At 35.3% G+C, this 13,511-nt stretch carries 13 protein-coding genes; 6 read left to right on the top strand and 7 right to left on the bottom strand.

The window, feature by feature from the left end:
* Positions 1-236: 236 nt before the first annotated feature.
* Together C568_RS0121970 and C568_RS0121965 are read right to left on the bottom strand one after the other, a co-directional pair.
* On the bottom strand, positions 237-491 hold the full coding sequence (locus C568_RS0121970; RefSeq protein WP_003194914.1) for a YgaB family protein: 255 nt from the start codon (positions 489-491) through the stop codon (positions 237-239).
* 250 nt (positions 492-741) lie between these two features.
* Positions 742-1,029 carry a gamma-type small acid-soluble spore protein gene (locus C568_RS0121965; RefSeq protein ID WP_018767253.1) on the bottom strand — a complete coding sequence of 96 codons (288 nt, stop codon included), beginning with the start codon at positions 1,027-1,029 and terminating at the stop codon, positions 742-744.
* 123 nt (positions 1,030-1,152) lie between these two features.
* Here C568_RS0121965 and C568_RS0121960 point away from each other — a divergent pair, with 123 nt between their 5' ends.
* On the top strand, positions 1,153-1,377 hold the full coding sequence (locus C568_RS0121960) for a hypothetical protein (protein WP_018767252.1): 225 nt from the start codon (positions 1,153-1,155) through the stop codon (positions 1,375-1,377).
* A gap of 11 nt (positions 1,378-1,388) precedes the next feature.
* Here the strand turns inward: C568_RS0121960 and C568_RS0121955 are convergent, their stop codons facing one another.
* Together C568_RS0121955 and mutY are read right to left on the bottom strand one after the other, a co-directional pair.
* A complete protein-coding gene (locus tag C568_RS0121955) occupies positions 1,389-6,689 on the bottom strand; it encodes a lamin tail domain-containing protein (RefSeq protein WP_018782725.1) in 5,301 nt (1,766 codons plus the stop codon).
* A gap of 114 nt (positions 6,690-6,803) precedes the next feature.
* Positions 6,804-7,898 carry an A/G-specific adenine glycosylase gene (mutY, locus tag C568_RS0121950; protein WP_018782724.1) on the bottom strand — a complete coding sequence of 365 codons (1,095 nt, stop codon included), beginning with the start codon at positions 7,896-7,898 and terminating at the stop codon, positions 6,804-6,806.
* A 148-nt stretch (positions 7,899-8,046) separates the two neighbouring features.
* On the opposite strand from mutY, the gene C568_RS0121945 reads away from it, so the two are divergent.
* The gene (locus C568_RS0121945; RefSeq protein ID WP_018782723.1) at positions 8,047-9,027 is read left to right on the top strand and encodes a metal-dependent hydrolase; all 981 of its coding nucleotides are present in this window, start codon (positions 8,047-8,049) and stop codon (positions 9,025-9,027) included.
* Positions 9,028-9,054: 27 nt separating this feature from the next.
* Here the strand turns inward: C568_RS0121945 and C568_RS0121940 are convergent, their stop codons facing one another.
* Entirely contained in the window at positions 9,055-9,321 is a 267-nt protein-coding gene (locus tag C568_RS0121940) for a YfhJ family protein (protein WP_003194903.1), read from the bottom strand.
* Between the two features lie 214 nt (positions 9,322-9,535).
* Here C568_RS0121940 and C568_RS0121935 point away from each other — a divergent pair, with 214 nt between their 5' ends.
* Positions 9,536-9,694, top strand: a complete 159-nt coding sequence (locus C568_RS0121935; protein WP_018767248.1) for a small, acid-soluble spore protein K — start codon at positions 9,536-9,538, stop codon at positions 9,692-9,694.
* A 58-nt stretch (positions 9,695-9,752) separates the two neighbouring features.
* Positions 9,753-9,905 (top strand): YpzG family protein, encoded by a 153-nt coding sequence (locus C568_RS33440; RefSeq protein ID WP_003194901.1) that lies wholly within the window; start codon positions 9,753-9,755, stop codon positions 9,903-9,905.
* Positions 9,906-9,968: 63 nt separating this feature from the next.
* Here C568_RS33440 and C568_RS0121925 read toward each other — a convergent pair whose 3' ends face one another.
* Positions 9,969-10,286 carry a YfhH family protein gene (locus C568_RS0121925; RefSeq protein WP_029427596.1) on the bottom strand — a complete coding sequence of 106 codons (318 nt, stop codon included), beginning with the start codon at positions 10,284-10,286 and terminating at the stop codon, positions 9,969-9,971.
* Between the two features lie 9 nt (positions 10,287-10,295).
* Positions 10,296-11,108 carry a recombination regulator RecX gene (gene recX / locus C568_RS0121920; RefSeq protein ID WP_003194898.1) on the bottom strand — a complete coding sequence of 271 codons (813 nt, stop codon included), beginning with the start codon at positions 11,106-11,108 and terminating at the stop codon, positions 10,296-10,298.
* 52 nt (positions 11,109-11,160) lie between these two features.
* Between recX and C568_RS0121915 the strand changes: the two genes are divergently transcribed.
* Complete coding sequence (locus C568_RS0121915) at positions 11,161-12,099, top strand: TIGR01777 family oxidoreductase (RefSeq protein WP_196813663.1); 939 nt, start codon at positions 11,161-11,163, stop codon at positions 12,097-12,099.
* Between the two features lie 76 nt (positions 12,100-12,175).
* On the top strand, positions 12,176-13,306 hold the full coding sequence (locus tag C568_RS0121910; protein ID WP_003194894.1) for an amidohydrolase: 1,131 nt from the start codon (positions 12,176-12,178) through the stop codon (positions 13,304-13,306).
* Positions 13,307-13,511: the final 205 nt, after the last annotated feature.

Below are 13,511 nucleotides of genomic sequence, written 5' to 3'. Positions count from 1 at the left end.
TGAATGCTCTTCTAAAGTTGTCCCAACTAGTATCGTTCCTTTTAAAAACGTATTGAGCCGAATTCACTTTTTTTCTATTATAACTTTTTTGTCAAAATTTTAAAACTAAACCGACACAATCCAGCTTTCGTAAAACATTATTACTCTCCATTGACAAATCCTGATGCGACAAAAAGCCCTTTTTCATAAATTAAGAAAGGGCTTTTCCAACTAAAGCATCCGGATACATCACTTCTTTAGTTAGAAATTATTTTTTCAGTTTCAAAAGAGTGAATCACTTCATTTGTTTGTTGCTCAAATTTTTCATGCAAAAGCTTCAATGCTTGTTCCGTTTTGTGTATTTCTTGACGAATAAAATGCAACTCTTTTTTATCATCTTTTTCTTGTTCACTTGTTTCGATCTGTTGGTACTTCTCTAAATGCGCTTGTAATTTCAACAACTCATCCATTGTTTGCAATTGTTCTCCTACCAACTTATCAAATGAATTCATTATTTACCCCCTGTTTTTAATAAATTTCAACATCTATTCATACAGGATACATCGCTACTAAATATTTTCTAATGTCCTATCTCCTTCTCCTTTGACTACATTTGTTGACTTATTAGAAGTTATGTCGGCTCCCTCAACAAAATTCTTAAAGCAATCGACCTTAAACTATCACTAGTAATTTTCCCCCTGTCATAATCACATTACCAAACAAAGAAAACACTTCTCTTGAATCGAGAAGTGTTTTTCTTTGTTATTGATTCGTGCTAGAAGATTGTGATTTTTTTGCTGCTGATTGTGCATTTTGTTGTTTCACTGCTTGCACATCTGTGTCAGTTGCAAACTCTGTGCCGTAGCTAGCATTTGCACTTTGAACACCAGCGCTAGAAGCCTGTGCTTTTTTCGCTTCTGATTGTGCATTTTGTTGTTTTACTGCTTGTACATTTGTCTCAGTTGCAAACTCTGTACCATAGCTAGCATTTGTACTTTGAATGCTAGCACCAGAAGTTGCTTTGTTATAACCTTGTTGTTTTTTACTCATCTTTCTCACCTCCACAATCAATAATGTAACCAACCCTTTCAAAAGATATCCGCAATTTTATTTTTTAATTTACGCATACATCTCCCTAGGCTCATTCAAACTACATATGATGGAGGTGTACACATGTACATTGGACGCGATATGACAGAACTATCTATGATTTCGAAAGAAGAATGGAAACAAGATGAATTAGCTTATTTTCACCATTCCTTGCAACAAATCATGCCTTATTTAAACGTAGAAGGCCAAACGATTTACAAAGAAATTATAAAAGAGATCGAATCTCGAGGTGGTCTTCAAAGAAGCGACGCGGATTGGACGCACAGTACAAAAGTTTCTTATGACTAAAAACGTGTTCCCTAATTTGGGAACACGCTCCATCTCCAACCTTTTTTACCTGTTGTAAAGGACCAAACTGGTGAAGTCACTTGACCACCATATCGGTCTTCGACTTTTATATACCATTGATACGTCGTATTTTCCTTTAAATTCTCCCATTTTACCTTTGCGTTGCGCCAATTCGCCACAAAATTATCTTTACCGATTACTTCATTCGTGTACACGTTTACTTCTACATAGTCTGTTGCGACTTGTTTTATCGCAGGTTTTAAATCAATGTCTAATTCAAATTCATCTTTTCCTGGATACTCTTCTGGTTTATAAAAATTATACTCATTTAAATATGGAGAGTACGTTTTGACATACATTTTGTTCGCAGTTGTATCAAATTGTAAAAGTCGCATATATCCTTGTCCACCCTCTGGACCACCTTGATAATCCGCCAGCATTTGATATACTTTACGATCTACGATGCCGTCCCCATTATCATCAATTTCATCAACTAATGTCTCACTATCATGATAATGTCCACTCAACACAGCTAACACATTCTTATTCGGTTTAACTACTTCATTAAAAATTTTGTCACCAATCGGACTACGATTGCCTGATACAAGTAAATATTCATGGAATGATAAAATCGCTTTTCGATTCGGATATTTCTGCAATACTTCCTTCATCCATTGAATATCTTCATCTGTAACGCTCCATCCCATATACAGCATAATAAAATCGTTGCCTTTTACTGAAATCAAATCATAATGTCCGCGGTTATCCTTATAACTTTCGCCATAAAATGGCTTATCTTTAAAACGCCAATCCCCAAAATATTTCGAGTATGCTGTATAGTCTTCATCTTTATGATTTACATCATGATTCCCGGCCAACACACCATACGGTACTTTCGCATTCTCAAGTACTTTCATATATTCATCTGCGCGCTGCCATTGAAATTCTTGATATGACTTATCAACAAGATCCCCTGTATGGAATACATATTTAATATTTAATGGATCTTTTTGTGCAGCAATCCAGTCAACCTGGCTTTTGTAAATATAGGGATAACTTTCAGAGTAATACTGTGTATCCGACATCCATACAAATGTGTAATCAAACTTATTTGGTGAACTTGGAATTTGGTCTTGCACAATTACACTTACTTTTTGATCTTTTACATATTCTTTCGCTAATACAGCACCTTTTAATTCAAAGTCCTTATCCCCAGCAATTTTCGATGTAAGTTCTGTCCACTTATTTGTCATGTAGTTCCAAGCATACATCGTAACTTTTCTTTCTTCTAGAGAATGTCCATACCATTTTACTTCTACCGTATCATCGTTTTTCACATCATCAGCAACCGTTACATCAAAACGATGATATGGAAATTTCTCTGTTGATTCCGTTGTATAATATTTCCCATCTTTTTTACTAACTTTACTTAGCTGATCTTGGTCAAAACTTTTCTCACCATTCACAGCAAAAGCTTGTGGTGGTTCTTGTTCTATCGAATTTTCGGTAATTTTCATACGATCCGTTTCATTCGGCTTATATGTATACCCTTTATAAAATATTGCCTTCATTGCGTCATTTGTTGGATCAGTTACTTTTGCTTCAAGTGTCGGATTCGTGCTCACATTTTTTTCTCCATCTTTAGGTGCAATTGGAGTAGGATCTGTTGGATTTTCAGCCCAAGTTTCAAACATAATTGTCTTTTCTTCACGATTTCCTACCTGATCCTCAGCCTCTACATGTAACTCATGCTTTCCTGCTGCTAATTGTGCAGATGATGTTTCATATGGAGTTACAATTTCCTTGCCATCCAATATAACTTTTTTACTTTTCACTCCTGCTATATCATCTGTAACTGTTACATCAATTGGAATTTTCCCTTTATATTTTTTCTCGTTCTGTACCGTAGTTGAAATCTTTGGTGGTGTATTATCAACTTTTACATTTGCAACGACTTCTTTATTCACACCATCTTGCACTGCAATTCGATGCTTTCCATCCTTCACTTGTTTTGTATCCCATAAATATGCATTCGAAATAAACTTTTCTTCTGGAACTTGGAATCCAAACGTAAATACTGGTGTTGATGTATCTCCATCACCAATTGATAACTCCTGATTTGGATTTGCAAAATTCGGATCATATAAAGTCGTTCCATCCGCTAATACAAGGCGAACATTTTTTAAATAAAAATCATCTTTATTCTCTTCAACTCGATTGTCAAATGGTGACGTCTTTGTGCCAGATCGAATATCAATTTTGAACGGCTCATTATATTTAATTTTTGATTGATCAATTTTTACAGTTAATGTGACATAATCACTATACGTATCATCAAATATACGTAATACCTCATCTTCAATTGTGACTGCGTTTTTAAAATACAAGTCAGTTTGCTTCACATCGAAAGCAAAATAAGCAGGCTTCTCTAACGAACGATATGTGTTCGTCTCAACTTTCTTTCCGTCCACTAAAAGAGAAAGTCGTTCAGCCCCAACCGACGAAGAGGTTCCTTTTAATAAAACTTGATTTGCAACCACTTCATCATCTTTTACATTAAGACGAAGAGGTCCTTTATCTTTCTCTCCAGCTATTTGCACTGAATACATATCACTTTTTACTACATTGAAGCCATCAGAAGCTTCCAAGTAATATGTCACTTTCTCTTTTCCAATTAATTCAGGTGAATAAATGGTATAATGATATTTTTTATCTACACGATCCTCTACTAAATTTTCAGCTTTATATTCTGTATTCGGATTCGTTTTGTAATATAATTTTACACTCTTAACTCGTTCGTTATCAAGAACGGAAAAACTCAGTTTATGATCTTGAAATTCAGAAACTAGTCCTTCTGCTGCTTTATGTGAAATCGTCGGCGCAATCGTATCCTCTTTCAAAGCAACTCGTTCAGCTGGTACTTGTCCTTCGAATATAGTTCCAGGAGATGCATTATGTTCTGCACTACTAATCTTTTGCATAATTTGCGAGCCATCTTGAGGATAGCGATATAAAATTCCCTTATTAGCTTTCACATCAGCTTGGTTTGCTTGATCATTGTAGTAAGCAGATGCAATTTCTGTCCCCGTCTTTGTTGCAACGACAATACCACGTGCACTTCCATTCGCCATTCCATTTGAATATATTCTAACAATATTTTTATTTTCTACTAAGTTCACACCAAATTGTTTATTAAAGTCAGCAACGGTTTTCTCATTGTTTTCACCATTTATAATCCAAAATACGAGAGACTGCCCTGATGGAATTACAACATCATCTGGAGTAGATCCCCAAATGAGATCACCTTCTGGTCCTTCAGATGGATAACGATATCGAATTGTATAATCCTTAAAATTAAGATCTTGTGTGCTATTGTTATACACTTCAATAAATTCATATCCATCTGCTTTCCCAACATTCGTCGTGTCCGGCGTCACTTCGGTAATCAACAACGGCGGTACGCTTTGTGGTTCTATTTTTTTATGCTCTATTTTTGTTTCATAAGATTTTTCAATTGTTTCTTGATTCCCTTGCACGACAATTTTATAGAATAATGAATTTCCCCATAGCTCTTTTTGAGGAATTGTCACCTTATAAATATCGCTATTTCCTTCTTTATTCATCTGCAATTTTTTGTGTGCTAACTTGCCATCTTGGGTATATAAAACTGCTACATTCTCTCCTCCCTTAATCGTTGCAGTGATAGTTAAATCTTCTGTTACTATATGAGCAGGTAATGCCGTATGCTCAATCGCAACGCCTACTTGATCTGATTGCTTTACTGGCTCTAGCGGTACTTGAAATGGTATTTGCACACCAGGTGTTCCTTTTTCAAACCAACCTACTTTTTGCATTTCAGTACTTTCGGTTTTGTATGCATACGCCATACTCTGACCAACTTTTACATCCTCTTTCCCATATGTTGCAGATGATAAAACTGTTCCGTACTGATCAGCAAATTGAATGGTTCTCCCAGCGCTATTAGACATTCCATCCACTTTAAGTGGAAGAACTTGTTCTTCGGTTATATTCCCGCCGTATGCTTGAATAAAGTCTTGTTTTGATAATGCTGCGTTTCCTTCATTTTTAATCCAAAACACTTTCGTTCCTTTTGATGGAATTGTTGCATTTTCTGTAAAATTCCAATCTTCACTTCCAGTTTCTGAATACTTATAAATAAGTTTATAATCTTTCAATTGTATTGCTTCACTAGAATTATTGTATATTTCTATAAACTCATATCCATCTTTCCCGTTCACATTTATCGTGTCTGGCATTAGTTCAGTAATCATAACTGCCCTATTCTTTGTATAATCCTCTACATGACGTTCAACAGTACTTACATATTGTTCTTTTTCTGGAAAGGTAATAATCTTTCCATCCTGTTCAATTTCAAACCAATATGTAAACGTATCAGACCAAACATCTAGCTTTGGAACAACAGTAGAATACAAATTATTCTCACCTTTGTTCATTTCCAGTTTTTTCACTACCAAACCGGACGCACTACGATATACAAGGTTTATTTTTGCCTTATCGTATACACTTGCTAACTGAAGTTCAATCGGTAAATCTTCATGTGCATTAATTTTCATTTTAGGTACATACGCTGTTTCTTGTAATGACTTTTCTTTTTGATTATTATCTTTTTGTGCAGGCTGCTTTTCTATCGTTTCTTTGGAGTTTGGTTGTGCAGGCTCTAGTTGTTTGGAGTCTGGCTGGACTGCCTCTTTTTGTGTGGGTTCTGTAGGTGGATTTTCTTTTTTATGCGATTGGAATACAGTGTAAGTCCCAGGTGATGGTATTTCATTTTTCATTTCTTTCTTTGTTTCATTCCAAAAAGAATGAATGGATACATCTTTATTCTCTTTTCTTGTTTCAATGACATCTACCGTTTCATTTTTTTCAGTCGTTACTTCAATCCTAATTTGTTTATCACTTAAATCCTCAGTAGCAAATAAAACTTGTTCTTCTTTTATTTCCGTCTTATAGCGCTCATTAATCTCATTAACTGTTTTATTTCCAAATACGATTAACTTCGTTTCTTTTGGTTGTACAGATTGCTTTTCATTTTCATCTTTAAGTTTTAGCACTTTTCCATTGACCTTCAGTTGAACATTCTTCATATCCATAACTTTCGCTGATGGGTTATACAATTCGATATAGCTCAGATCATCCGTATAATGTACTTCTGAAATGAGAGTGTGCTGATTTTGTTCCTTCTCCTCAGCAAAAGTAACATGGCCTGGCCCAGTTAACGTTTGAAGTAAGAAAGTCGCTACAACTGCTGAACTGATTACTTTTTTAAGCATTTCCTATCCCCCTTTAAATTTTTCATTACAACTTTCATTGTATTTGTCATTTGTTAAGGGAATATGAAATATTTGTAAGTAATTATTATGTTTATGTCGAAAAAACTTCAACCATTAAGGCTGAAGTTTTTTAACACATTCTTCATAAATCATACGATGCGATTTAGAAAAAGGTAATTTTTCAAATTCTTCTTTAGATACAACTTTTAATGTATCTGTTTCTTTAATAGCACTTGTTACCTTCCCATAAAATACAAATACATCCCATGTCCGATGAGTAAAAGTATGTTGCACATTCATTGCATACTCATCGATAGAAATAGAAATGGAAAAGTTCTCTTTCATATAATCAGTAAGCTGTTGTTTCTGATTTCGAATCCCTTCGCTAATTTCAACATTTGGGAATTCCCACATATTTGCAAGTAATCCTGTACTCGATCTTTTGTTAATTACATAATTTCCATCTTCTGTTTGCAGCACACCCGCAACAAGTGGCACCATTTTAGGAGCTTTCGCCTTACTTTTGACTGGTAACTCTTTCTGTACACCTTCTGCATAACCACGACAGTGTTCCCGAACTGGACAAAGTAAACAAGCTGGATTTTTCGGAATACAAATGAGCGCACCTAGCTCCATTAAGCCTTGATTAAAATAAGATGGATTTTCCTTTGAAATGATTTCACGTACAATCTCTTCAAATACTTTTCGCGTCTTAGGTTTCGCAATATCATCCCAAACCGATAATATACGGGATAAAACACGCATTACATTTCCATCTACAGCTGGCTCTGGTATACCGTATGCAATACTTAAAATTGCACCTTTTGTGTATGGACCAACACCTTTTAATTTTTCAATTTTTTTCACATCACTTGGTACTTTCCCACCATATACTTCTTTTACTTCCTTCACCGCTGCATGTAAATTCCGCGCTCTAGAATAATAACCGAGGCCTTCCCATGCTTTTAATACCTCTTCATCATCTGCCGATGCCAACGCTTCTAACGTTGGGAACTTTCCCATAAAATTTGCGTAATATGGTTTTACAGCTTCCACTCTTGTTTGCTGCAACATAATTTCAGAAACCCAAACGCGATACGGATCTTTATTTTTACGCCAAGGTAAATCACGCTGTTCTTTTTCAAACCAACTAATTAAATCATGTTGAAACTTCTCTATGTTAAAATCATCTAATATTTCAAGTGCCAAACTTGATCCCCCTCATTTTTTGCATATACGTACTATTATAAAGATTTTAGGAAAAAATTTAAGTAAGATGATATAGGAAATAGAAGGCAAATGCCTTGAGATATCGAATAAAAAGAGTTACATTAATAAAAAACGGAGGTGTATTTTCATGGACACGGCCACTCACCTTGTTATGGGCGTCACATTAGGTGGTTTAGCAACGTTAGATCCAGCCATTAGCCAGAGTGATTTCGGACCACAAGCTGTTATGCTTGCAACGATCGCTGGCTCCAATATTCCTGATATTGATACCGTCTTAAAATTACGTAATAATGCAAAATATATACGAAACCATCGCGGGGTTACTCATTCCATTCCTGCTGTTATTCTCTGGTCTTTCCTTATAAGCGGAATTTCCTTTGCCTTCTTTACAGAAGCTCCCTATTTTCATCTACTACTTTGGTCATTTATCGCCGTCTTTCTTCACGTGTTTGTTGATATTTTTAACGCCTATGGTACACAAGCGTTGAGGCCTTTTACAAAAAGGTGGGTTGCATTAGGTGTAATTAATACATTTGATGCTGTTATTTTCTTTATCCATATACTCGCTATCGCTTGTATGGTTGTTGGCTCCCATAAAGGATATACTGCTTTAGCTGCATATATATTAATGTTTGTCTACTATGTCGGTCGAATTGTAATGAGACAAAATGTAAAAAGTGTAGTTTACAAACGATTTGAAGATGTAGAGGAAGTCATTATTTCTCCTTCTTATCGCTTTTATCACTATCATTTGGCTATTGTAACAAAAAAACACTATTATGTTGCGCGTTGGCACCGCGGCCATATTATGGTGCATGATAAATTTAATCGTATTCCACTTCCAGATAATAAAATTATGCGAGCTGCACAAAAAGATGAAAACATTTCTGCTTTTTTATCTTTTTCACCCGTATACCGCTGGGATATTTTTGATTACGACAACTATTATGAAGTGCGTTTTATCGATTTACGGTACCGTAGTAAAGACTATTACCCATTCGTTGCAATTGTCCAACTGGATCAAAATTTAAATATTATTAGTTCCTATACTGGATGGATTTTTAGTGAAGAAAAGCTTCGTAAAAAATTGGAATTGATTCCGCATTAAAAAAAGCGACCAACTTCGGTCGCTTTTTTAATGCTTTAAATGATCATCTTGATTAATTAAATGACTATATTTCGGATTATTCGTGCGGATTTCATGAAGGCGTTCACCATGGTTATTAATCCATGTTCTTACAATTTGTTCCGTCATCTCTTCACCTTGATAACGACCAGACTTTGCATACGTTACTTGGAAGTCCTCCCATAATAACTCAATCCATGCACGAGCCTGAGAATAAGACAGAAAGCTATTTTTTTCAAGTAATTCTTTTGTTAATACTTCATACTTATCATTCATTATTTATTTCTCCTTTTATTAATTTCGTACTTTATTTCCAAACCTCATTACCACATCAAAATTATAAATGAACAAAAGGATACACGCATTCATGAACTTCTTCCATCGCCAACAGAAGTTTCATTTTATGTTCAAGCATAATTTTCTCTATTTTGCACATTCTATTAATGATACTTCTTAGTAAGTATCATTTAATAATGAGGGGGCGTTCTTCTTGGGTAGACAAGCCGAATTTTGGTCTGAATCAAAAAACAACAGCAAAATCGATGGTCCAACGAAAGCAAAAGCTCGTTTTGCTTCGAAAAGACCTAACGGCACAATTAACACGCACCCACAGGAACGTATGCGTGCCGCAAATCATCAGGAAGAGTAAAAACAATAGTCCGTTCTAAAGAGTTATTGCAATTAACTTCCTACATGAGGTGATAAAGATGAGCTACCGTAATCATTTAGATCGTCGTTCTGAATTATTCAACCCTACCTGGGCACGTCCGAAACATGCAAAAGCGCAAGTAAATGGACAGACGCAGCAAAACCAGTCTCTCATTATTTTGGCGAATGAGATGAGAAAACGCCAAATTTAATTGCCTATCTCCTTTAACAACTACGAAAAATGAAAACCAGAGCAGCTAAGGCTCTCTGGTTTTTTATTTCTCTTGTAATAGCGAAATAGGAATACCAATTTCCTCTGTCTCATTTTGTTTATGTCCCCAAGCAAATACCCCATTGAAATACGTAATCGTAAAGAAGACACCCGGTTCTTCTATAAGTTCATACATTTCACCAATCTGAAATGCGTTTATATCTGTCATATAAGCACGAGCCATTGCCATTTTTCTCATTAATACGTCAAACTCATTTACTATACCAAGCTGCTCTGCTTTCACAGCCTGTTCTTTTAAAATGCCAATTTCCTCTCTTAACTCATGTGGTGTCATATCACTATAACGTTTTGGCATATTCATCATATTCTCTCATCCCTCTTCACGTTTCATTTGTAAAAATGTCTCTATCTCATCAATAGAAAATCCTTTTCGATATAATGCTTGTTTCATCTTATTTTCATATGTCCATCCATCATGCTTTTTATGCTTCTCATGATACTTATTTCCATGATATAACAATGCAGCTTGTTGCTGCGTATCATCCTTTTCCTCTTTTAATTCTTCTAGACAAATTTGAATTACATCACGATTATATCCTTTACGGACTAACATTTCTTCTAGCTTTTGTTTCATTTGTAAAAAAGAATGCTTTTGATAGGACTTTTTCTTTTTTTCTACAAGCTCAAAAGCATTTTCAATTTGCTTCTCTTTCGGATACTCTTGTAAACTATGAGTAATAATTATATCTTGGACACCTTTACTAAAAAGTTCTCGTCTAATAATTGTCGGTCCTTTTTGGTTCACGTTACTATGAGTTCGCACATACGAAATGGCATACTCTTTATCATTAATATAGTGATCATGTAATAATTTCGAAATAACTTCAGAGATGACGGCTTGTCCAATTTCTTTTTTTCGTAAGTATTCTTCTACTTCCTGTTTCGTCCGCATTTGATAGGATAAATAAGAAATTGCTTGCAAATATGCTTTTTGTACTTCTTCATTGTATAAAATATTTGCTAACTCTACTTCATCGATTTCTAAACCCTTTTGCAAACCGTGCTTGATTAAGGTTACTTGATTCACACTAAATCCGTATTCTTCACCTTGTCCTTTATCAATATAAATATTAAATCGTTCTTTCGTTCGTTTTTGTACTTCTATTTTTGTAATGACAGCCATATTCTTCACCCCGCTACTATTTTAACATAGTTGCGGAACAATTTTGCTTTTCATGAATATATATAATGAGGAGGAAGTTCAGTTGAAAATTGCAATTTCTGGGGGCACTGGTTTTATCGGTAAAGCATTAGCTACTTTTTTAAGCCTAAAAGGGTACACCATTTACATTCTTACCCGAGAAAAAAAAGAGACACCTTTCAACTCTAACATTCACTACGTCCAATGGGATAAATGCTCACCTAAATTCCCTCTCACCTCTATCGATGTTGTTGTTAATCTAGCTGGAGAATCTATTAATAACGGTCGATGGACAAAGAAGCAGAAAGAAAACATTATAACGAGTCGTCTTCATACAACAAATAGTCTCATCAAACAATTACAAACATTACCAAATAAGCCCCATACTTTTATTAACGCTAGCGCAATTGGCTATTACGGTACATCTGGAACAAAAATTTTTACAGAACAGAACAAAGAACATGGCAGTGACTTTTTAGCAACTACAGTAAAACTATGGGAAAAAGCCGCCTCTCATGCAACTTCTCTCGGAATTCGAACCGTCTATACACGCTTTGGAATTGTTTTAGGAAAAGAGGGTGGTGCCCTTCCTAAAATGTTGCTTCCCTACAAATTATTTATTGGTGGCACAATCGGTTCAGGTAATCAGTGGCTGTCTTGGATTCATCTAGATGATGTCATCCGCATGATTGATTTTGCAATAGACACAAAAGAAATAGAAGGCCCTCTTAACATTACAGCACCAAATCCTACAACAATGAAAGAGTTTGGAAAGACACTTTCATTTATCATGCATCGCCCACATTGGCTTCCCGTTCCAGTATTTGCACTACATGCTTTACTTGGAGAAATGAGTATGCTTGTGCTACAAGGACAACATGTATTGCCTAACAAAGCAATACAGCACGGATACCAATATTCTTTTCCTACATTAAACCCTGCATTACAAAATATTATATTGCATACACTGTAGTACTTCTGAAATAAACCCATTAAAATTGTTCTATTTACTAATTTAAAGGTTATTAGCCAATGGAAATGAGGTATCTATGAAAACGCTATTTAAGCAGGCCATTGTATATCCCATTACTTCTTCCAAATTTCAAGGAGATGTATTGGTTAAACACAATCAAATCGCTGCGATAAAACCACATATTGAGCCCACTCAAGATATGACTGTTATTGATGCAAGAGCCCTTCACCTTTTACCAGGATTTATCGATGTGCATACTCATCTCGGCTTATACGATGAAGGGACTGGATGGGCTGGAAATGATGCCAATGAAACATCTGAAGTATTAACACCACATATTCGTTCTTTAGATGGTATCCATCCTTTTGATATTGCTTTTCAAGATGCGGTTCAAAATGGGGTTACAACTGCCCACGTTATGCCTGGAAGTCAAAATATTATTGGCGGGACAACATGTGTGATTAAAACTGCCGGAACTTGTATCGATCATATGATTATTCAAGAACCTGCTGGATTAAAAATTGCATTTGGAGAAAATCCAAAACGAGTTCATAGTAATGGCACAAAAGAATCGATTACTCGTATGGGGATTATGGGATTGCTTCGTGAATCTTTTTACGAAGCACAACATTATGGAAACGAAGCAGATTTTCGAATGCTCCCTATTCTAAAAGCTTTGCACCGAGAAATTCCAGTACGTATTCATGCTCATCGGGCAGATGACATTCTTTCCTCTCTTCGCTTTGCAAAAGAATTCAATCTTGATTTACGTATTGAACACTGCACAGAAGGACATTTTATTGTAAAAGAACTTGCCAATCAAAATTTAAAAATATCTGTTGGTCCGACATTAACACGCCGATCAAAAATTGAACTAAAAAATAAATCATGGGATACTTACCATACTTTATCAAAGCATGGGATAGAAGTTTCGATTACAACAGATCATCCCTATACTCCCATTCAATATTTAAATGTTTGTGCAGCCATCGCTGTCAGGGAAGGATTAGATGAAAAAATTGCATTAGAAGGAGTTACAATCATTCCCGCTCGAAACTTACGTTTAGAGAAAAGAATTGGAAGTATTGAAGTTGGAAAAGATGCCGATCTTGTATTATGGACACATCACCCATTTCATTACTTAGCCAAGCCCGTACTAACTATGATTGATGGAAAAATAATTTACAAAAAAAATAAAAAAAACTAGTTTATTTTTTTGACTAGATAAAGTATTATACGATTATAAACTGAATGAAACCATAATCAATTTGTGTCGTGATTTTTCATTTCAAATTGATGAATGGGGAAGGCAAATGGTGCGCCACCAGCGTTATAGACTGGTTCTAGTGGGTTCGATTCCCACCCCGAAATTTTTTAAAGGTTGATATAAAAATTTCGAGGGTGGGGTGTTT

The sequence above is a fragment of the Bacillus sp. 95MFCvi2.1 genome (assembly GCF_000374965.1).
GTDB lineage: Bacteria > Bacillota > Bacilli > Bacillales > Bacillaceae_G > Bacillus_A > Bacillus_A pseudomycoides.
This window is presented reverse-complemented; position numbering and strand designations above follow the sequence as displayed.